General features: G+C 47.0%; 21 protein-coding genes. 5 read left to right on the forward strand and 16 right to left on the reverse strand.

Going from position 1 to position 21,252, the window contains the following annotated elements; genetic code table 11:
* Together eda and AACQ21_RS12915 are read left to right on the forward strand one after the other, a co-directional pair.
* Nucleotides 1-379 (forward strand): bifunctional 4-hydroxy-2-oxoglutarate aldolase/2-dehydro-3-deoxy-phosphogluconate aldolase (gene eda / locus AACQ21_RS12910; protein ID WP_146127521.1); only part of this gene is annotated, 379 nt, incomplete at its 5' end.
* A 159-nt stretch (nt 380-538) separates the two neighbouring features.
* A complete protein-coding gene (locus tag AACQ21_RS12915; RefSeq protein WP_017045125.1) occupies nt 539-1,402 on the forward strand; it encodes a DMT family transporter in 864 nt (287 codons plus the stop codon).
* Nucleotides 1,403-1,491: 89 nt separating this feature from the next.
* On the opposite strand, the gene AACQ21_RS12920 is transcribed toward AACQ21_RS12915, so the two are convergent.
* The 5 genes from AACQ21_RS12920 to AACQ21_RS12940 all read right to left on the reverse strand — a co-directional run bounded on the left by AACQ21_RS12920 (nt 1,492) and on the right by AACQ21_RS12940 (nt 7,798).
* Nucleotides 1,492-2,445, reverse strand: coding sequence for a hypothetical protein (locus AACQ21_RS12920; RefSeq protein WP_105976584.1), 954 nt, complete (start codon nt 2,443-2,445; stop codon nt 1,492-1,494).
* Nucleotides 2,446-2,475: 30 nt separating this feature from the next.
* The gene (locus AACQ21_RS12925; RefSeq protein WP_105976585.1) at nt 2,476-3,183 is read right to left on the reverse strand and encodes a hypothetical protein; all 708 of its coding nucleotides are present in this window, start codon (nt 3,181-3,183) and stop codon (nt 2,476-2,478) included.
* Between the two features lie 422 nt (nt 3,184-3,605).
* Nucleotides 3,606-5,138: a DHA2 family efflux MFS transporter permease subunit gene (locus tag AACQ21_RS12930; RefSeq protein WP_105976586.1), complete on the reverse strand. Its 1,533-nt coding sequence runs from the start codon at nt 5,136-5,138 to the stop codon at nt 3,606-3,608.
* 9 nt (nt 5,139-5,147) lie between these two features.
* Nucleotides 5,148-6,332 (reverse strand): HlyD family secretion protein, encoded by a 1,185-nt coding sequence (locus tag AACQ21_RS12935; RefSeq protein ID WP_105976587.1) that lies wholly within the window; start codon nt 6,330-6,332, stop codon nt 5,148-5,150.
* A gap of 17 nt (nt 6,333-6,349) precedes the next feature.
* Nucleotides 6,350-7,798: an efflux transporter outer membrane subunit gene (locus AACQ21_RS12940; protein ID WP_146127522.1), complete on the reverse strand. Its 1,449-nt coding sequence runs from the start codon at nt 7,796-7,798 to the stop codon at nt 6,350-6,352.
* Between the two features lie 109 nt (nt 7,799-7,907).
* On the opposite strand from AACQ21_RS12940, the gene AACQ21_RS12945 reads away from it, so the two are divergent.
* A complete protein-coding gene (locus AACQ21_RS12945) occupies nt 7,908-8,510 on the forward strand; it encodes a TetR/AcrR family transcriptional regulator (protein ID WP_105976589.1) in 603 nt (200 codons plus the stop codon).
* Between the two features lie 204 nt (nt 8,511-8,714).
* On the opposite strand, the gene AACQ21_RS12950 is transcribed toward AACQ21_RS12945, so the two are convergent.
* Nucleotides 8,715-9,629 carry a GlxA family transcriptional regulator gene (locus AACQ21_RS12950; RefSeq protein WP_094129083.1) on the reverse strand — a complete coding sequence of 305 codons (915 nt, stop codon included), beginning with the start codon at nt 9,627-9,629 and terminating at the stop codon, nt 8,715-8,717.
* A gap of 117 nt (nt 9,630-9,746) precedes the next feature.
* Between AACQ21_RS12950 and AACQ21_RS12955 the strand changes: the two genes are divergently transcribed.
* Nucleotides 9,747-10,265: a cysteine hydrolase family protein gene (locus AACQ21_RS12955; RefSeq protein WP_105976590.1), complete on the forward strand. Its 519-nt coding sequence runs from the start codon at nt 9,747-9,749 to the stop codon at nt 10,263-10,265.
* A gap of 235 nt (nt 10,266-10,500) precedes the next feature.
* The gene (locus tag AACQ21_RS12960; protein WP_017045134.1) at nt 10,501-10,884 is read left to right on the forward strand and encodes a DMT family protein; all 384 of its coding nucleotides are present in this window, start codon (nt 10,501-10,503) and stop codon (nt 10,882-10,884) included.
* A 103-nt stretch (nt 10,885-10,987) separates the two neighbouring features.
* On the opposite strand, the gene AACQ21_RS12965 is transcribed toward AACQ21_RS12960, so the two are convergent.
* From AACQ21_RS12965 to AACQ21_RS13010, 10 genes are all read right to left on the reverse strand, one after another.
* A complete protein-coding gene (locus AACQ21_RS12965; RefSeq protein ID WP_105976591.1) occupies nt 10,988-12,217 on the reverse strand; it encodes a beta-ketoacyl-ACP synthase in 1,230 nt (409 codons plus the stop codon).
* On the reverse strand, nt 12,214-12,939 hold the full coding sequence (locus AACQ21_RS12970; RefSeq protein WP_017050421.1) for a 3-ketoacyl-ACP reductase FabG2: 726 nt from the start codon (nt 12,937-12,939) through the stop codon (nt 12,214-12,216). Before AACQ21_RS12970 ends, AACQ21_RS12965 begins: the two co-directional genes overlap by 4 nt.
* Nucleotides 12,936-13,400: a hotdog family protein gene (locus AACQ21_RS12975; protein WP_088732684.1), complete on the reverse strand. Its 465-nt coding sequence runs from the start codon at nt 13,398-13,400 to the stop codon at nt 12,936-12,938. The genes AACQ21_RS12970 and AACQ21_RS12975 overlap by 4 nt, the downstream gene beginning before the upstream one ends.
* A complete protein-coding gene (locus AACQ21_RS12980) occupies nt 13,378-14,613 on the reverse strand; it encodes a beta-ketoacyl-[acyl-carrier-protein] synthase family protein (RefSeq protein WP_105976592.1) in 1,236 nt (411 codons plus the stop codon). Before AACQ21_RS12980 ends, AACQ21_RS12975 begins: the two co-directional genes overlap by 23 nt.
* 9 nt (nt 14,614-14,622) lie before the next feature.
* A complete protein-coding gene (locus tag AACQ21_RS12985) occupies nt 14,623-15,243 on the reverse strand; it encodes a DUF3261 domain-containing protein (RefSeq protein WP_105976593.1) in 621 nt (206 codons plus the stop codon).
* Nucleotides 15,240-17,588 carry an MMPL family transporter gene (locus AACQ21_RS12990; RefSeq protein ID WP_105976594.1) on the reverse strand — a complete coding sequence of 783 codons (2,349 nt, stop codon included), beginning with the start codon at nt 17,586-17,588 and terminating at the stop codon, nt 15,240-15,242. The genes AACQ21_RS12985 and AACQ21_RS12990 overlap by 4 nt, the downstream gene beginning before the upstream one ends.
* The gene (locus AACQ21_RS12995; protein ID WP_017045141.1) at nt 17,560-18,171 is read right to left on the reverse strand and encodes a LolA family protein; all 612 of its coding nucleotides are present in this window, start codon (nt 18,169-18,171) and stop codon (nt 17,560-17,562) included. Before AACQ21_RS12995 ends, AACQ21_RS12990 begins: the two co-directional genes overlap by 29 nt.
* A complete protein-coding gene (locus AACQ21_RS13000; RefSeq protein WP_017050416.1) occupies nt 18,168-18,608 on the reverse strand; it encodes an acyl-CoA thioesterase in 441 nt (146 codons plus the stop codon). Before AACQ21_RS13000 ends, AACQ21_RS12995 begins: the two co-directional genes overlap by 4 nt.
* A gap of 8 nt (nt 18,609-18,616) precedes the next feature.
* Complete coding sequence (locus AACQ21_RS13005) at nt 18,617-20,161, reverse strand: HAL/PAL/TAL family ammonia-lyase (RefSeq protein ID WP_105976595.1); 1,545 nt, start codon at nt 20,159-20,161, stop codon at nt 18,617-18,619.
* Between the two features lies 1 nt (nt 20,162).
* Nucleotides 20,163-21,252 (reverse strand): LpxL/LpxP family acyltransferase (locus AACQ21_RS13010; protein WP_445285730.1); only part of this gene is annotated, 1,090 nt, incomplete at its 5' end.

A 21,252-nucleotide genomic window follows, 5' to 3' on the forward strand; every position in this document is an offset into this window, starting at 1 on the left:
TCAAGCCATTGAGGCGGGCGTGGATTTTGTAGTCAGCCCTGGTTTTAACCCAACTACGGTGAGATATTGCCAACAGCGTCATGTGGCAATTGTTCCGGGCGTCAACAACCCAAGTTTGGTTGAGCAAGCGATGGAAATGGGTTTGCGCACATTGAAATTCTTCCCAGCCGAGCCTTCAGGTGGCGTGGCGATGCTCAAAGCATTGACGGCCGTTTATCCGGTCAATTTCATGCCAACAGGTGGCGTTAGCCCAAGTAACGTTCAAGACTATTTGTCGATTAAATCCGTAGTGGCGTGTGGCGGTACGTGGATGGTACCGACAGATCTGATGGATAAAGGTGATTGGCAGGGAATTGCGGAATTGGTGAAAGCGCTATAGCCCTTTCTATTTTCTTTAAGAACAACGGCTTGCTTCGGTAGGCCGTCTTTTTATTCCGTGCGCACCTCCGACCATTAACGATAAAAGTAATCGAGAGTAACGTGCGATCAAAAATCTCGTTACAATCGTTCTCCTACTCATTTCACGATAAGCTAAGCTATGTACGCAAACCGACGCGCAGAATTAATTTTAGTTATCACGACCTTATTGGCTGCTGCGGGCTGGGTGTTTTCCAAACAAGCCATTCAAGGCCTACCACCTTTTGGCTTTATTGGTGTGCGCTTTCTTTTAGCGTCGCTGTGCCTACTGCCATTTTGTCTTAAAGCGCTGCGCCAAGCTTCACTGCACGATTGTTTAAAATCGATGAGTGTGGGCGTGTTGCTAGGTGGCTCGATTTTTTGCTGGATCCACGCGATTTCCATTAGCGATACGCTAGGCGAGGGCGCATTCATCATGAGCCTCTCTATGCTGTTTGTTCCATTATTAGCATGGCCGCTGTTTGGCACTAAACCGGCGCGCGCATTTTGGTTGTCGCTACCCATTGCACTGATTGGGCTTTTTTTACTGTCGTGGAATGGGGAGTGGGTCGTCGCGACCAGTCAGCTGTGGTTTATGGCTGCGGCCTTTAGCTTGGCATTGCATTTTAACTTTAACAGTCGTTTTTCGGCTAATCTGCCGCCGATGTTGCTCACTACATTACAACTGTTTGTTGGCGGCTGCCTTGGGGTATTACTCTCTTTACTGTTTGAGTCATGGCCAGATCAAATAAGTTTGATGACATGGAAGTGGCTTGCTCTGAGCGTATTACTCGCCACCAGTTTGCGGTATTTGATGCAAACTGTAGGTCAAAAGCACGCCAACCCCACTAATGCGGCGATATTAATGCTGCTTGAGCCAATCTGGACACTGGTTCTGAGCGTGCTGATTTATGATGAATCGATGCCAGCGAATAAGATTTTCGGCTGCGGCTTGCTGCTCTGTTCGCTTCTTTTCTATCGAATGGGCCATTTTCGTCATCGCTAATCTTTCAAAATGGTTTTGCTGCATAGTTTCTAGAGCCAAGGTGTGGGCTGGGCTGTAGGCATTGAATGCCTCTTTATCACAATGTGGCTCTATTGTGCATCGCCTAAAGGTTGACAAATTAGCCCGCCTTTTATTGTCTCTGGGATTATTATTGAGTCATCGCTGTTTGGTAAATACAGTGACTGTAATGAAATAATGGTGTTTTCCAAGTCTTGATGACTGGATGCGCCAAACCAAATCAGTTGTTCACCTTTCCCCTGTATAAGAGCGTGTGAGTACTGAGGTTGCTCACCCGGTGCGGGCATTTGAAGCAAATACTGCTTCCCTTCTTGAACTGAACCTAACGCCAATAGGTTGAGATTTGGGTGTTCAACCGGATTGACGACAAAGATGATCAACTGTTGAGATGAAACCTGAATAACAAAGGATTGAGTTTGCTTATTGATAATGGTCAGGTTAGACCAGCCGCTGTTCATCACCGAATGGTAAATAAGCTGTTTGGGAAGGTGGTAAGCGCCACCATCTGCCAGCAGTTCTTTACTTTCTAGCCCTTGGAAATTGGTAGGCATACTCGTGCTGATTAACCAACATTCGAGTTTGCCACCATTGCCTTGAGTGATGGAGAGAGAGATGGTTGAGGTATCGCTGCCGGAGATGAGAATCAAAGAGGCATTACCTTCACCTGCTGTCGTTCCGGGGACGATAAGCGTGGCTGGTGGTTTTTGATTACTCCAAGTTGCCGTCAGTTCAACGTTTCTGTCATGTTGAGATAGGTTGTAGACAACCACACAATACATTTGGTCGGACACCAGTGAAGTACAACTGGCAGTTTGCCCTTCTTCCAATTCAATTAATCGACCATCATCCCAATCAATGCGAGAACCAGACGCTGGATCACTAGAGGTTGGATCAAAAGTGGCGAGGGCTGAAGAGGGTGGCACTAAATGAAATACGCCCAGACAGGCGATCCCCACGGATGAACGTAAGAAACGCCTTCTGGGCAATGACGTGACAAGCAGAACTGGCAGGCCTGTTTTCGCCATGTACTTAATCTTCTATATGGTCATGATTATTTATAGGTACTGAGCCACGATGGTCGAATTTGACGAGTTTTGCTGACTATCTGCATTCATCCATACTTTTTGGCGGCCACTACCTTGGTCATCATAGGTAATGGTTTGAGGCAAGTCTTTTGGTTTGATGATCTCGTAGTCAGCGCCCTCGGTTACTGTACCTGTCGGTATTATTACGTTACCTGGGTCACCAACAGGGTTGTTGATAAAGACTTTCGCTTTGTTTTCAATAAACTGAACGGAAATAAACTGATTTTGCGGACTGCTAATGGTCAGTTGATACCAACGGCTTTCAGGCACTGCGTAGTAGCGATCGCGCTTACCATACGAGTTGGTATCGCCATTGAAGGGTAATGGCATATTATTGATACCTGAAGTATTGGTTGGCATCCCTACACTGCCAATCCACGCATCAACCTTCCCTCCAGACTGCTGATCAGAGATCGAGATCGAAACGGTTTGAGTATTACTACCTGACACCAAGGCTAAGGCGGCTAAACCTTTATTTCCCGTTGTACCAGGCACTGTCACTGTTTTGGGTGGGTAGCCGTTACCAATGTTAACATTTACCGGAATATCATGATCCTCTCCAGATGCGTTATACAAAAAGATGGCATATAGCTGGCCAGCTTTAAGTGCTTCACAAGTTGCAGTATCACCTTTTGTTAGTGAAATGCTACGTCCATCATTCCAAACTGTAGTACTCATTGTCATTCCTTAAAATAAGTTAAAAGTAAATTTGAACACCATTTTGAGCGTTCACGGCTCAATACATCAGGTTCAAAAACTCTAGGTTAGCTTTTTTACATATGCAAACAATTTCAATACAACCAGTGTAAACTGATTTTTACACAAGTAAGAATTAGTGTCATTTATGAAATCTGAGGCTATTAATTAATTTTGCGTATACCTTTGAAATGGTGAGTTAAAACGGTGGAGTAAGATTTTTGTGTCCGTCTGTTTTAATCTTGTATTTTTTTGTCTGTAGTGATTTAACAAAGGTGAAAATATTTTAGATTGCCGCTTAAAACGGGTGGGTATTCTTGCTTTATCTATAGAGAAAGAGAAAATTTCTTATGACGAGAAAAAGCCCGATAAAAAGCAGTGTACTTATCGGGCTGAGGTACCAATTAGTGTACCGAAGAGGTGTCAACCGCGTGTTTGGGTTTAGGAGCGAACCAAATAAAGCAAGCCGCGAGTATAAAAATGGTCGCAATCGTCATAAAGAGTTGGTTAGTCGCCACCATGACACTTTGCTTTTGTACGATCCAATCAATCGCATTACGCACTTGATCTAAGTTCATTCCACTAGATTGCATGGCTTGAGTTGCCACACCATGTTGGTCGGTGAGCCCCGACAATTCAGAGTGAACATAGCGGGTATCTCGCTCCCACGCGGTATTGATCATCGAAGTGGCAAATGCACCGGACAATGTCCGAATGAAGTTCATTAAGCCTGCCGCCGATTCCATCTCACTCTCTTTGACACTCCCTAAGGCAATGGCGGTGAGCGGTACAAAGAACAACGGCATACCAATCCCTTGGAAGAAAATGGGCCAACTGACTTGGCTAAACGTCATATCTAAGTTGGCGTAACTTCGCATGAAGGTCCATAAACCCAACCACAACACGCCACAAAAGACAAACGGACGAGGATCATATTTGCTCGATAAATTGGCGATCAATGGCGCAAGGAAGACCGCCAATATCCCCATCACGGCTGTCGCATAGCCCGACATTGTAGCGGTGTAGCCCATGTAAATTTGTAACCACAAAGGTGTGATAACAGAGATGGAAAAGAACGCGCCAAAGGCCAATGAAAGTGTGATCATACTGGCGCTGTAGCCTCGATGGCGGAACACCTTCAGCGCGACAATTGGGTTACGTTCGGTCAACTCCCAAATGAGGAAAGAGACAAAACCAATCGCGGCCACAACCGCTAAAGTCACGATGCGTGTTGATTCAAACCAATCATGGTCCTTACCTTCATCGAGCATGATTTGCAGCGCACCAACCCAAATAACCAACAGGATTATGCCAATAACATCAACGGGTGTTTTACTGGTTTTAGTTTCAAATTTACGCAAAATGCGCCAGCAAACGATCCCAGCAATAATGGCAAACGGCACTTTGCAAAAAAAGATGTAAGGCCAACTAAGTTGGTCACACAGCACACCTCCTAATATTGGACCCATGATCGGAGCCACTAGGGTGGTCATACTCCAAATACCAATGGCCACATGGCCTTTGTTTTTCGGGAAGATACGTATCATCAGTGTTTGCGACAGAGGCATCAACGGACCGCCAGCTAAACCGAGAAAGACCCGAAACATTACTAAGGTCGACATGTTGGTGGCAAATCCGCACAGCAATGAAAAAACGCCGAACAATATAAAGCAGGTAACAAACACTCTGATTGCGCCAAAACGAGAGGCTAACCAACCCGTTAAAGGCACCGAAATCGCTTCTGCTACCGCATAAGAGGTAATGACATACGTTCCTTGGCTGGTGGAAGTGCCAAGGCTACCCGCAATACTTGAAACCGAAACGTTTGCAATCGTGGTGTCCAAGATGGCTAAGAAGTTAGCCATCGCAAGGCACAAGGTTCCAAAAAAGAGGGCACTGCCAGTCAGTGGCTTGATGCCTTCGGATGCTTGAGTCATCTTGACACCTTAACCTTGATCGCCGCGAATATCGTAGCGAGCACGAGTGAGGTAACTCACGTCTTCTTGTGACAAGGTATCGATAGTCACCGTCATTGAGAGGCCAACTTGCAGTGGATGGTCATGCAGATCGCGAGGATCCAACTCGATACGAACGGGGAGGCGTTGCACGACTTTTATCCAGTTGCCAGTGGCATTTTGAGCTGGGATCATCGAAAATGCAGAGCCCGTACCGCCAGAAATACCCGTCACTAAGCCGTGATAGCGCACATCATCTCCATGTAGATCTGATGTTACCGTGACGGTTTGACCAATCTGCAAATCACGCAATTCACCCTCTTTGAAATTGGCATCAACATGGATTTGGTCGATAGGAACAATGGTGAGCAGTGGAGCGCCAACGGGTACTTTTCTACCCACTTGCACTTGACGTTTTGCCACCACACCAGCAATGGGTGCATAGATCACGGTACGTGCTAAATCGACTTGCGCTTGTTGATAACGCGCGTTGGCCAGTAGAACTTCGGGGTTGGTTTCCACCGATGTGCCTTGGATCAACGCCGCGTTGGCTTTTTGGTTACCAATGGTCGAAAGCCGAGTCGCTACCGATTGATTCGCCGCGGCCTTCGCTGCATTTAAATTGGCTTGGGCTTGAGCAAAAGACGTTTGGGCGTTCGAAAGCTCTTCACCAGACACTGAGCCTGATTTTACTAAGTCTTGACGGCGAGATAAGTCCAATTTCGCCCGTTCAAAATCAGCTTGTGCTACGGCTAATTGGGCTTTAGTCCGGTTTTCATCGGCCATGCGTGCTCGCACTAGGGCATTCAAACCTTCATCGTTGGCAATGTAGCTTTCGACTCGGCGTTTTGCCAAAGCTAGATCTGCCTCTGCTTGTATCAGCGCTAAACTTGCGTCGGTGTCGTCAAGCGTTACTAGCACATCCCCTGCATTAACCCATTGGGTGTCCACTACGTCAACTCGGGTCACAATGCCACTGACGGCGGGTGTCACTTCCGCAATTTCTACTGAGGCATAAGCATTGTCGGTACTGACATAGCGTGAGGCAATAAAATACCAATAAGCAATGCAACCAAGGGCTGCGATAAGGACAACAATAGCTAAGGCGACAAAACCTGTAATTCGATTACGGCGCGCTTGATGCGCGTGATCAGATGGTGCGTGTGTCGTGTTCATGAATAGACCTATGGAAATTAAAGTGGGGTAGAGTGGTAGCCACCACCCAAAGCATGGATGAGTGCGACATCTAAACTAAAAGAGCGTGATTCCAGATTGACCAAGGCTTGTTGGCTGTTGATCAATGCATTTTCGGCTGTCAGGACATCAAGGTAAGTTGATAAACCGCCACTGTAGCGATGGCGAGAGGTTTGGTAAGCCACGCTGGCGGCATCAACCGCTTCTTGCATTTTAGCGATACGTGCACTGAGTTTTTGGTTGCTGGTGATGGCGTTGGCGACTTCTTGCAGTGCTTGGATCAGTGTGGCGTTGTACAAGGCGACGGCTTCTTCATAGTGTGATTCAGCAACGGTCAATTGGCCTTCAAGGCGTCCACCCGAAAACAGAGGAAGATAAATCGCGGCACCAACATTGCCAGCATCATTGCCACTGTTGAATAAGCTGTTTAACCCAAATGATTGGTAGCCGATAAACGCAGACAATTTGATGTCGGGATAAAACTGTGCTTTGGCATAGTCGATGCGATTCGCCGCCGCCTGAGCATGCCAACGTGCGATGGAAATATCGGCGCGGTGGCCGAGTAATCCCAGCGCTAAGTCATCGGGAATACCGATCGCGGTTGAGAACACCAAAGCAGGTCTTGATAGTGACAATCCACGGTCCGGCCCGTTGCCAAGTAATGCCGCAATCGCGTTTTTTTGTAGCGCAATTGCTTCTTGAATACTCAGGAGATCGGCTTCGACTAAAGCGGCGGTTGAACGTGCTTGGCTGACGGCCACTTGTGTTTCAAGACCATTGTCATAACGTTTTGTCAGTAGATCTAACGTGTGATGTTTGATGTCTAGCGCCGCGGCTGCGGTGTCTTGATTGGCGTATAAACGCGCAAGCTCAATGTAGTGATTGACCACGGAAGTGGAGAGAATCAGCGCTGCGGCTCTTTGTTGCGCCTGAGCGGCCGCATAATCGAACTGAGCGGATTCAATGAGCGCCTTATTTTTGCCCCAAAAATCAAAATCGTAAGAAAAATCTAAGCCAACAGAACCATAATCATTCCAATTTTCTGGGGGCATATACGCTTGGTAGGCGTAGCTGACTTTGGTTTCAGACGCAGAAGCGGCCATACCCACATTGGGTTTATTCAACGCGCCCGCTTGCTGCGCCATACCTTGCGCATATTTCAAGCGTGCTTGCGCTACTTGCATATCAGGTGAACTGCGCAAGGCTTCATTTACTAATGCATTGAGTTGTGCGTCGTCATAGCGTTGCCACCAGTGATCGTTTGGCCAATCAATCGCCTTTAGCTCATTTAGCGCCTGTGCATATTGAAAGTGTGTTGCTAAATCTTGAGAAGGATCAGCAAGATAAGAGGGAGCAGAACAGGCTGAGAGTAAAACGATATTAAGTATCGAGAACACTCGCAGATGAATAGGCCGCCCTCCGATGGTGAAGTGGGCACGGCGATGAATTTTCAATGTATTTTCCTTATAACTGAACTGTACGGTACAGTTATATACTTGACAAGGTTTCGCTGTCAAGGGAAAATCAAAAGCTACAAATTAGAAAGTAGTGGTAGTTATGCGAGTTAAAAGTGAAGAACGTCGACAGGCTATTATCGATGTGGCAAGAGAAGAATTTATAAAGCAAGGATTTACCCGAACCTCTATGTCTGGTATAGCGAAGACCGTCGGTGGTTCAAAAGCGACGCTGTATAACTATTTCAGCTCTAAAGAGGAAATTTTCCTTGCCGTGATGGAATCTACCGCTGCCGAGCTGCGAGCGACCGCGTTCCAAACACTATCGACGAATAAACCACTCAAAGAGACATTAGCCACATTTGGTTACCACTATCTCAAGTCAATTTTGTCGGCTGATCTCACCGCAATTCGCAAAATGGCCCTTTCAGAAGCAGAACATTCGGATGTTGGTCGTTATTTTTATCACAATGGCCCACGCAAAGGGTGGTTAGAAGTGAGCCACTTTCTGCGCTCTTACATTGAACAAGGGAAATTGCGTGAATGTGATGAGTGGATAGCGGCAAGACAGCTGAAAGTGTTGCTTGAAGCTGAGTTGTTAGAGCCGTATGAACTTGGCGTTATTGCAGCACCAAGCAAAAATGAAATTGAAGCGGTTGTTACACGGGCGGTTGACACTTTCGCGCTGATTTACGCTAATTGCTGATTAAGATCATCGAGTTCCTCTAGCTTTTCGGGAGAGGTTAGGAGCGGGGTTGCCGTGTCCATAAAACTCATTGAAGTTATTGAAAAAAACACCCCAACCCTCCCCTTAAAGGAGAGGGAGCTGGTATTGCGCAAGTTGATACCGTGGAGAATGTGATGATTGGGGATGATAAATTATTTTGGGGAATTTTTGATTCAGACAAAATCAAGAAAATCGTTTTCTAAACTCTCGCGGCGTTAATCCCACAATATTAATGAAGGCCTTTCGACACGCGCTGATATCCTCGTAACCAACCTGATTTCCTATCCACTCAAATGAATGTTGTGTGCTTTCCAAGTAGTCACACGCACTCTGTATTCTAAGACGCTGCAAATACTGATTAGGGTTATGACCTGTAGCCTTTAAAAATCTTCGTTGCATCGTACGTTCGGTAACGTTTGCTTGCTTTGCTAACTGCTTTATAGACAACGATTCAGCATAACTCTGATGCATTATTTGTTGGACCGAAACAATCGCCATATCACCATGATAGAACGAAGGATTGAATTGTTGGTAGTAACTCTGCGCTCTCTGCGCTGTGTCGATAACCAGTGTTTTACCAAGTTGACGCACAACTTTTGGAGATGCATATTTGGCGATCAACTCAAACCCTAGATCTAGCCACGACATCATCCCGCCCGCCGTAATTATGTCACCGTGATCGACCAATATCTTATTGCTATTAAGCGTAATACTAGGAAACATTTTGGAAAATGTTTCTGCTAACGCCCAATGAGTTGTCACTTCTCTTTTACCAATTAAGTTAGTTGCGGCCAAAATAAATCCCCCCGCACAAGCAGATGATAGAACTGCACCTTTGGAATACTGCTTTCTAAGCCATTCAATAAGTTTGGCTTCAGGGACCAAGTAGTAATCATCTATTGAAGCAGGCGGTAGCAAAACAACTGTAAAGCTATCCTCTATAAGCTCATCATGCGAAATAATGACTGGTTCAAATAAGACCTCAATCCTTTGTTCCCAACAAACTCTGCTTGCAAGCAAAAACATCTCTTCAAGACCGTAAACAGCTGACTTCAATACTGAAGGATACTCGCAAATTCCAATCGTAATTTTTAACATGTCTATCTCTGAATTTGTCGTTTTTAACCTCTTTAATGTCATTTTAGCCTCTAAAAGTAATGCAGCAAGTTACTCATAATTTTTCTGAGCCAAAACTTAAAAAAACAGGATTTGAAAATGGGTAAAAAAGCATTGCTTGTAATTGATATACAAAACGACTATTTCCCTGACGGAAAATTTCCTTTGTGGAATACAGATAAAACCCTGAGCAACATTAAACAGCTCATTACTAAAGCCAACGCACAGCATGTTCCTGTATTCCTTATTCAACATATATCTTCTGCACCTCAAGGAATGGCACCTTTCTTTGAAGAAGGAAGTGACGGTATGAGAATTCACTCTGAAATAATGTCAATATGCCCTGATGCTGAAATTATCTGTAAACAGCACGCTGATGGTTTTCATCAAACTAATCTAGAAAAATCACTAGGAAAGCTCGATGTTGATGAGTTGCTGATCTGTGGAATGATGACTCAGAATTGCGTTACTCATACGGCAATATCAAAGAAAGCGGAAAAATATAAAGTCTCCATTATTGGAGATTGTTGTACGGCTACAGATAGAATGATTCATAACATAGCGTTAAATGCGGTATCAATTCGAGTACCTTTATTGGCTTTTTCTGAAGTGTTATAGAAGTAAACTGCCACAAGAAATGTATCGAGAATTCACTGGTATAATCTACCCGTAAGCTTTCTACCTAAAAACTTTGAAACACAAGCCATTTCAGTCAGTTGTTATGTTGGCTGAATTGGTTCGTATTTTAGGCAGCTTAGCGCTCATCAATAATATTGACGAAGGGAAACGTTGAGCGCAGACTCTGCTCGTTTGTGAGTTCAGTTCGTGTTTGATTATTTTGGAGTTTGTCTTAATGTTCACCCTTCCTCCCGTCGTGATGACTATTGGGCTTTTGTTGATCAGCAACGTATTTATGACCTTTGCTTGGTACGCTCACTTAAAAGATCTCAGCCACAAACCGTGGATTATTGCAGCGTTGGTCAGTTGGGGAATTGCCCTGTTTGAATATCTCTTCCAAGTACCCGCTAACCGGATTGGCTATACGGTATTAAACCTTGGCCAATTGAAAATATTGCAAGAAGTGATCACCTTATCGGTATTTGTGCCTTTTGCATTGATCTACATGAAAGAGCCTTTCAGGCTTGATTTTGTGTGGGCAGGGCTCTGTTTGCTTGGCGCGGTGTTTTTTATTTTCAGACCGCAAATCCTCGAAGTACTTGCGAAAAGTATTGGCTGATTGCTGGTGAGTATTTGGCAGGCAACCAATATTTAAGAGGCAAATGCCGGATAAATAAACTCATAAAAAAAACCGTTGGGTGGGCAACGGCTTTTTTATGGGATTATTCGCTGAATTTCTTAAAAATAATCGAGGTGTTGATGCCACCAAAAGCAAAGTTATTGCTCATTAGATATTGCACATCCAGCTCACGTCCTGTGCCTGTAATGTAATCAAGATCACCACATTGCGGGTCGATGTTATCTAGGTTAAGGGTTGGATTAAACCAACCGCTGTGCATCATTTCTAAACCCAACCAAGCTTCAACCGCGCCACATGCGCCCAATGTGTGACCAAAATAACTTTTCAACGAGCTGATCGGCACTTTACCCAACGCGTTTGCGGTGGCGTGACTTTCGGCTATGTCACCCCGGTCGGTCGCCGTGCCGTGAGCCGAAACATAGTCAATTTTATCTGCACTTAACTTGGCATCACGCAGCGCCATCTCCATGCAGATTTGCATGGTGTCCATTTGTGGTTGAGTGACATGGGCGGCATCGCAGTTGCTGGCAAAACCGATGATTTCTGCGTGAATGGCGGCACCACGTGCGATGGCGTGTTGATACTCTTCAAGCACTAAAGTTCCTGCGCCTTCACCAATTACTAAACCATCACGCTGAGTATCATACGGGCGGGGGGTGGTTTTTGGTTGGTCGTTTTTGAGGCTAGTGGCAAATAAGGTATCAAATACGGCCGATTCGGTAGGGCAGAGCTCTTCACCACCGCCCGCCACCATCACGGTTTGGTAGCCGTGCTTGATCGCTTCGTACGCGTAACCGATGGCTTGGCTACCCGATGTGCAGGCGCTACTGGTTGGAATGACGCGGCCTTTGAGCCCGAAAAATAGGCCTACGTTCACCGCGGCAGTGTGAGGCATCATTTGCACATAAGTGGTGGCGGTAATGGCTCGAGTGGTTTTTTCGTTGAGCATGACACCAAACGCACCGATGGCATCGGTACTGCCTGTTGATGAACCATAAGCAATACCGGTTTGGCCGTTCGTCAGCACTTCATGACCAATTAAGCCCGCTTGCAGCAGCGCATTTTCGGTGGCAACGGTCGCCAGTTGTGACACACGGCCCATACCTCGGACTTGCTTACGTTTGTAGTGGCTAGGCAGTGTAAAGCCCATTATTGGCGCGGCGAGTTTAGTGTTTAAACCCTCATACTGCTCATAGGAGGGCATATATTGAGTGGCATTTTCACAAGCTCTGAGTTTTGGCTCAATACTGGCCCAGTCATTACCAAAAGCAGTCACGCCGGACATGCCTGTAACGACAACGCGACGGGTCATACTAAGCCTCCATTAACCGAGATAACTTGGCGAGTAACATAAGCGGCAATATCAGACATTAAATAGCTCACAAGGCCTGCAACTTCTTCGGGTTCACCCATGCGGCGTAAAGGAACTTGTGGCAGTGCGTGCTCTTTGACGTGCTCATCCACCATGCCTGTATCGATTAAACCCGGAGCAACACAGTTGACGGTGATTTTGCGCTTAGCCAGTTCAAGCGCGAGCGATTTGGTCGCGCCAATCACGCCAGCTTTAGCGGCGCTGTAATTGGTTTGGCCCCGGTTGCCTGTGATGCCCGACACCGATGCTAAAGTCACAATGCGCCCACCTTGGCGTTTTTGCACCATTGGCATCACACAAGGGTGGAGGACGTTATAAAAGCTGTCTAAATTGGTGTGAATTACACCATCCCATTCTTGTTCTGTCATGGCGGGAAACGCCGTGTCACGAGTAATGCCCGCGTTATTGACCACGCCGTAATAAGCGCCATGTAGAGCAATATCGGCTTCCAATACTTCGCGACACTGAGCTCGGTTGCTGATGTCAAATTGAATCAGTCGGCCTGAACCACCGTTTTGCTCGATGGTCGCTAGTGTTTGCAGGGCACCTTGCTGGTCGCCCATGTAATGGACAGCGATGGTAAAACCATCTTTGGCGAGCGCAATTGCAATCGCTTTGCCTATGCCTTTACTCGCACCAGTCACTAATACGTGTCGGGTCATGCTTGACTCCTCATTTTCATTTCTTCTAATTTTTGTTCTGATGGCACATACACATTTAATTGGCATTCGGCCAAAAGCTGGTGTTGGTGCTCGATTCTTGCCTTAAACACGGCCATGCCATTGTCTTGCATTAGCTGTTCAGCGTAGATATCGAGCGTTTGCCCTTTCAAGAATGCATTGCACAGCGCGCGATAACGGCGACTGCCGAGCAGAAAGCCAATTGGCGGTTGAATGCCTTGGACAAGTGAGTGATACCCAGACCACGCGGCAATGGCTTGTGCCATAAACTCGATACCGACATAGGCCGGTATGCTTTGCGTCGCTGGGTTAAAAAACAGGTGGTGCGATTCAATATCCACTTGGCAGTGGATAGATTCGCTCTGTACCTCAAGCGCGCGGTCAATCAAAATCATCGGCGCTTGATGAGGCAGCAGTTGATCAATTGCAGGAAGCTTTGTCATTAACGTAACCAAAAATGAGGCTAATATTGTTGCCACCAAAAGCAAAGGAGTTGCTTAAAATGGCCTTGTTTTCTAAATATTGAGTGGTTTCCACTAGCGTAATATCGATGTCTGGCGCTTTGTTAGCACAGCGCTGAATGGGCAAAGGCAATTGGTATTGCAGTATGTGCCAAGCAATGGCGGCTTCGGTTGCACTGGCCGCGCCGAGCGTGTGTCCAGTGAGTGGTTTGGTTGAACTCACTGCAACGTGCTGGCCAAAAACGCGAAAAATCGCTTTACTTTCCATGCTGTCATTGAGCGGTGTTGCGGTGCCGTGAGCGTTGATATAGCCGATATCACTGGCGGTTAATTTGGCATCTTGCAGCGCGTTACGCATTGCCTGTTCTGCACCGTTTCCATCTGGGTGGGGCGCAGAAATATGGTGTGCATCGGAACTGTCGCCAGCGCCCAATAGCGCAATGGCGTGAGCGTGTTGCTGAGACGGCGTTTTACCCAGCAGCATAAAAGCGGCAGATTCACCAATGTTGATGCCATCTCGCTGTGCATCAAACGGTTTACACAAACGTTGAGACAACGCCTCTAACCCGTTAAAACCATTGAGTGTTAAGCGGCACAAAGTGTCAGCACCACCGACAATCACCGCATCAACCAACCCAGCATTAAGCATTCTTTTGGCGGTGATAAAGACGCGGCCACTGGACGAACAGGCGGTCGAAATGGCGTAGCAGGGGCCGCTTATTGCAAAATAGCGAGCGATAAAATCACTGCAATTGCCTAATTCCTGTTTGTAGTAGTGGTAGTCGCTTGGGAATTCGCCCTGCTCTAACTTGTGGGCGAGTGCGATTTCGCCATCAGCAATGCCGGACGTGCTCGTGCCAACCACCACTGCAATGCGATCTGCACCATAGGTGGCAATCGCGTGGCGGACGCTTGGTTCGATTTGTTGCAGTGCCGATAAAGCCAGTTGGTTGTTGCGCGTATTGAACGCACTTAAATGCGCTGGGATTTCTGGTAGCGGTTCACTCACTCGGCCTACGATGGTTGCGGTGCCACTATTGAGCGACGTGTCGTCAGCCACCATGTTGTCACAATAGCCCTGCGCTAAACTTTGGTGAATGTGCGACGAGTCACTCCCCATCGCGCAGTGAAAACCGCAGTCTTGGACATAAATAGGTGAGCGAGAATCAATAGGAGAAGTCGTGGATGAGTTCATGATAGCTGTCTACGGTTGTGTGGGCGGCAAAGGGTACTGAGCATTGAGCGTTGTAATCGTAATGGTGTAATTCAATAATTGATTGTGGAAGCGAATATCGCCCTTCATCGCGAAGGGATGTTGATAATCAATAACAATCACTGTTTCACCCAGTTCATTGATGAGTGTTCGTCTATTCTCATCATCAATGATTTGCCACTTTACCTTATTTAACGGGGCTTCCCAAGCATTTCGCGGCCAGAGCGTGATCATCAGGTTAAAGAGTATCTGTTCGGGCTTCGGCAAGGTGTTTTCCAAGCCATTGAGTACACTGGTCTCAATAGTATCTTGCTGATAATTGAGCGATAAAACCCTCGTTCCCCAAGATGAAAACCCTGCCAGCACAATCTTGTCATCGGTGACCTGCAACTGGACCGGAAGCTGTTGGTTATGCTGGCCGTTATCATCTTGCCAATGGGCGCTGATCAACTGACTCGCCGTGACTTGGTACCCAAGTTGCGCAGGTTTGGGTAGAGTAACGAATGTGTTGGAGCTAATTTCTACCTGCGTGGAGGCTTGGTTTGGCACTAAAGAGCAGCCAGACAATATCAGTAACAGCAAGGGCAGCGCACGGCGTATTCTCATCATCATAGTTTTTCCTCATGCGCTTTCATGGCGGCAGGTTGTGATTTGATCGCCATTGGTGAAAGCAACCAAGCCACGAAAATGCCGCTCAGTACCGTCAAACCAAAACTGTGGATGGCGTGAGTTTGGCTAAGAGCAAGCAGACCAAACGAGAGCAAAGTCGTTAGTGCCGAAAGGGTTATGGCAAGCAAGGTACTGTGACTGCGGGCTTGTTCGGCAAAAAAGAGCGTGTAATCAATACCGATACCTATCACTAATACCAGCGCTAATAGATTGAATAAATTGAGCGTAGAGCCTGTTGCGACGGTGACGGCTAACCCAGCGATGCAAGCAATCAGCGAAGGTAACATAATGCGAATACTGTGTTTCACGCCGTAGCGCCAAATAGTGAGAGCGCTGATCAAGGTAAGAGCCAGCGCAATTAACTCCATCACTTTAAGGCGATACTGCCCAAACAGGGTCGAGATCTCTTCGGTTTTATTCAAATAGGCGTAGTCGCTATTTTGCGCCGCAAACTGCTTAATTACTGCTGCTTGGTGAACCTCTTTCAACAGCACTACCGCCGCCACTTTTTGCTCAACTTCACCTAAATAAAGAAAGCGCAGCGGCTGGGAAACATCATGTGCTAAATAATGCGCCAGTGTCATGGGCAAAAATGACGCTTCCAGTTTAGGAGCCGAAGATAGTTTCAGCGTGTGAGCCAGTACTGCGCCTTGGTTTGCGTACAGTGCTTCAACCAGTGCGTAGTTTTCTTGCTGACGCTTAAGCGAGCTGATGTTTTGGCTTAAACTTTGGTAGCCAGAAAGTACGCCTTGTTGTTGCCATTGTGAAAATTGCGTATCTAATTTTTCTAACTGCTGCATTAATGCTTCATCATCGTTGGCACTGACGACCAACATCTGCTGTGATGATTGAATACCAGTCAAGGCGCTGATTTGCAGCTCTTGCTGTTTCAAGTCGCTAGGCATGGCTTGTAATTGTCGAATGTCATCGTTGTAGTGCACTTGCGTCAGGGCAAGACTGCTGATGATCAATAACGCCGTGGGTAGGCCCCATTTAACCCATGGCTTTTGCCAAAGCGCAAACCATAAAGACCAATAAGTGATGCCGGGAAGCGTTCTCGATGAACTTGGTTTTTTGGCCAAAATCGGATACCAAGCCACGACCGTCGCGTAAGCGGCAACGAGACCTAAGGCGGAAAATAGCGCTAGCTGTTGTAAGCCGGGGAAAGGGGCGACCAGTAGACCGAGATAGCCAATTAAACTGGTGATTAACCCTAAGGTAATGGCCGTCAGAATATGCTTTAGTCCTTGCACGCTGTCCCATTGTTCATTTGCGGCAAGGCGATCGGTCAGGTAGTGAAAGGCGTAGTCGATTGAAACGCCAATCAGGCTGGCCCCAAACACTAAGCTAAACAGATGGATCTGACCAAAAAACGCGGTGGTGATCACCATGGCAACCACTAACCCAACGGATACCGAGAGCAGTGCCAACAGTAAAGGCATGGCACTGCGAAAAACCAGCATCACCAACAGCACAATGCCGAGTAATGAGAAAAGGCCAATAGTGCTGATTTCTGACTTGGCACTTTGAGTGCCAAAATCGGCGTAAAATAAAACACCAGTGTGATAAATGTCCGCACTAAATTGTTGCTTGATGCGTTGTTGCCATTGAGCAATATCGGGCACCACTTGTTGCGCTTTGAAACTGTATGGTGAGTCGTTGAGCTGCGCGGTGATCAGCACGTATTTTTGGCCTTGATACTCGCGGGTTAAGTATCCATCTTGCAAACGAAAATGAGACGATAGCTGGCTAAGTTGTGCTAAGTAGTCGCGAAATAGCAGGAAAGGGTCGTGACTGAGCTCTTGCCCTGTTACCCCAGAAAAAGGGTTATATAGGGCTTGCACTACCGTTTGCACTTGTTGTTCGGGATGTTGGCTGAGCTGATTGCGTTGCTCGCTGGTGAGCAGTTGTGCTCGATGTTGAAAGTAGTAACTGGCCCAAGCGCTCTGTTGAGTGGCATCGATTTTCCCAACCACATCCTTGAAATAGCCACTCTGCTTGAGCTCGCTTTCTAGCGCTGTAACGGATTTGAGCCGGTCAGCCTCATTGGGCGCAGTGACAATAAAGACCACTTTATCGCTCATACTGGCAGTGACTTTTTCAAACGCTTGCTCGGCGAGCACACTTTGCTGGTTGACCGGCAGTAGCTTAAGGATATCCGTCTCGATCGGTGAAGCCGCTGAAAAGAACCACTGCTTGAGTAGTAAGCCAAGACAAAGGGTCACAAAAGCCAACCAGAACAATGCCAGCCGGTTCGATTTAGAAGTTAAACTGTGCTTGCTCAGCATGGGTTAAACGCTCTGGCTGGTGGTTTTGGTTAGTAAACTGAATCTCGGTTTTGTCGCCTCGCACTTCTTGCAGGATCAAACCATCAATGTCATCTCTCCCCGTTAATGTTATCGAGGTAAACACCGAGCTCAGTGGCGCATTTCTCGGCGTTAAATTTAACTGCCACTGGCCATCTTCGCTGTGCAGCGTCATCGTAAATTGTTCATTCAATTGCTGCGTGTCACCATGAAATACCGACAAAAAGAGATGGCTGAAATAAAACGCCATTGGGTTCTCTTTTTCGGTAATCACCTGTGGTGGTTGGTTAGCAAAAGTTTGGCGAAGCTTGTCTTGAGTTAGCACCAAATTAACTGGAAATGGTGAGTATTGTTGCCAAAGTAAGCCATTTTGTTTATCAAGCAAGAATTTCCCGGCTGACGACAGTGGCTGTTCGAACATCTCAATATGGCGGAGTTGAGTAAACTCTCCGCGTACGATCTGGTGTTTCGCCAACTGCGCTTGCAGTGAAGCGAGGTCGGTCACTTGTGCCCAGAGTAGGGGCGAGAATAGAGCTAAAGTTAGCCATAGAAAACGGCGCATCATAATTTCCCGTAGGTATGCCAGTGCTGCACTTTGTCGGTAAATAGCGTTGGGGAAGCGAAACACATCTCTTGCGTGTCGATGCGAACCGCTACTTGAGTGGTGTGTGCTTTACACATTCGTTGCCCGGTCTGGCTATCAAAAATCATGTAGTCAACACGCAAGCGATTTTCCCATTCCGTCAAGGTCGCTTTGACACGAATCGTATGGTTGAACGGGATCGCTTTCACGTACTTCACGTGGGTATCAATCACCGGCCATAGGTAGCCCGACTGGGTCATCGCGTGATAGCTGTAATCAATTTTTTCCATCAGCACGCGGCGTGCTTCTTCAAAAAAACGAAAATAATTGCCGTGGTAGATAACGCCCATTGGGTCGGCATCTTGAAACGAGGTGACTAAAGTCACCTCACTTTCCAATGGATGAAGTACATCGCTCATCGCGCTTCCTAGTAAAGTGTCCAGTGGCGTTGTTGAATGCGGCTAATAAAGTGGCGCAAATCATGTTCTAGCGGACGATCTTCTACCACAAAATCAAACTCTTGTAACACGGCTAAGCGCATCTGCTTGATATTGTGACTCATGTGTTGCTCATCCAGCTCATGATGACGTTTGCGCAATTCTATTGCTTGGGTCGCTGCTAACAGCGAGGCGGCCGCCACTTGTTCTGTCAGTTCAAGCACACGTAGACAATCACGCGCGGCAATGGTTCCCATGCTGACTTTGTCTTGATTGTGACACTCAGTCGAACGTGAAAAAACGCTGGCAGGCATGGTATGTTTCAAGGCTTCGGCCGTCCACGCTGAAATGCCGATCTGCACGGCTTTAAAGCCGTGGTTGATCGGTTTTCTTTCGCCTTCTGCGCCAGTTAAGTTAAACGGTAAACCGTTGTTGAATTTGTAATCCATCAATTGCGCCATTTGGCGATCGAGCAAATCGGCTAGGTTAGCAACCTGTGTTTTTAAGGTATCCATTGCCATGGCAATGTGGCCGCCGTAAAAATGACCGCCGTGCAGTACGCGTTCATTATCGCCATCGATGATGGGGTTGTCGTTGGCACTGTTGAGCTCATTTTCAATCAGTTGACGTAGCCACGGCAGTGCATCTTGTACGGTGCCAATCACATGGGGTGCGCAGCGCAATGAATAGCGATCTTGCAGGCGATCACTGTTGCGAGGTGGGCGTTCTGCTTGTAAGTCATCGCGTAGCCATGCTGCGATTTGTTGCTGACCAGGATGCGGCTTGACGGCAAATAGTGCGGCATCAAAATGGAAGTCGTTACCCTGAATACCGACAGACACCATGGCCGTAATTTTGGTGCAGAGTTGAGTTAAATACTCGGCGCGTTTATAGGCTAAACAGGCCAAAGCAGTCATGACTGATGTGCCGTTCATCAGCGCTAATCCCTCTTTTGGTTTTAGCTTGATCGGGCGAATACCCAGTTCGTTAAACACATCTTGAGTTGGGCGCATCTCACCTTTATAAAGCACGTCGCGCTCACCAATCAGTGTGGCCGCGAGGTAGGAGAGTGGCGTTAAATCGCCGCTTGCCCCGACCGAACCTTCTTGTGGAATACGAGGGGCGATATCGTGGTTGATCAAGGTGACGATTTGGTTAAGCAGTTCATGGCTCACACCAGAGACACCTTGCGCTAGTGAACACAAGCGTGTTGCTAATACTGCGCGAGATTGCTGATGGCTTAATACCTCGCCTAAGCCACAGCCGTGAAAGCGAGTCAAATGCAGTGGTAATTGGTCTACTAGATTCGGCGGAATGGCAACGGTGCATGAATCACCATAGCCGGTGGTTACACCGTAAATCACGCCTTCTTCTTTTAAAAGTCGTTCTAGAAAAGCGACGCCGCGATCAATTTTAGCGGTGAATTCCGCTGAAGAATTGAGGTTGGCCTGCGCGCCTTGCGAAATCGCGACAACATCTTCAATGGTGAGGCAATCGACGCCAAAAGTTATGCGGTTATCTGTCTGAATCATCATGCTACTGTTTACTTAGAGTCCAAAAGTTGAAAAAGTTATACCACTGCAGTGGAGCTTGCAGTGTGTAATGTTCCAGCCGATCAGCGTAGCGTTGTACTACCTGCGCTAGCGCCGCTTGTCGCTCTTTTCTCGGTAAATCTATGTTGTCGCTAAAGTGCTCGAAATAGACGTTAAAATGTGGAGTTTTAGAACGTTCATCTCTTAAGCCAAACAAAAGGTAGACGGGAGCTTTCAACACCGAAGCCAACATAAAAGGGCCTTGTGGAAACGGTGCGGGTTGGCCTAAAAAATCGGCCCATACGGCTCGGGTCTCTTTGCTGGTGGACGTTCTATCTCCGACGATCACCACCCATTCTCCTTGCTCTATTTTCTGTTGAAGCAAAATAGCGGTATCGGGGCCCAAACGGCTCACTTGAATGAGGTTCAGTTCTGAGTTGGGATTGATCGCTTTCATTACCGCATTGAAGCGTTCGGCGTGCTCGGTGAAGACTAACGCATTGATCTTAATATGAGAATGCCGACGTCCCAGAGCGCGGCACAGTTCAATATTTCCAAGGTGAGATCCTAAAAGAAGCACACCTTGTTTTCGTTCTGCTAAAGTTTGGAACAGTTCTTGGCCATGGATGGTCAAGTTTTTTACCGAAAAATCGCCTTTCCATGCCGCCAATTTATCCAGCATAGTGTGGCCAAAAGAGAGCAGATGGTTATAGCTAGAGAGATGATTTGGCAGCGTGATTTGGCGACGGTTTGCGTAACTTTGTAAGTACTGTAAATATTGTTCAGAGGCTTGGCGAGCTTGTTTTCCGGTCAGGTAGTAATAGCTCATTACAAGTTTCAGCATCAGGTTGAAAATTGGCCGCCCGAGTAGGCTATAAACCGCCAGTAACGCTTTAATACCCAGAACCGTTCCTCGTTCTTGACGCTTTGACCAGTGTTGGTTTGGCTCTGCACCACTTTTGTTGTGCCTGCTTTGGTTGCGTTTCAGCAGTTGAGGAATACGCGGTAACATGCCAAAAAATAATTTGCTGTGCATCCAACTGATTTTGACGTTATCCCATAGTGCATCGAAATGAGAGACGCCTCCTTCAGGA

This window comes from Vibrio sp. V01_P9A10T6, assembly GCF_963877065.1.
Taxonomy (GTDB): Bacteria; Pseudomonadota; Gammaproteobacteria; order Enterobacterales; family Vibrionaceae; genus Vibrio; species Vibrio anguillarum.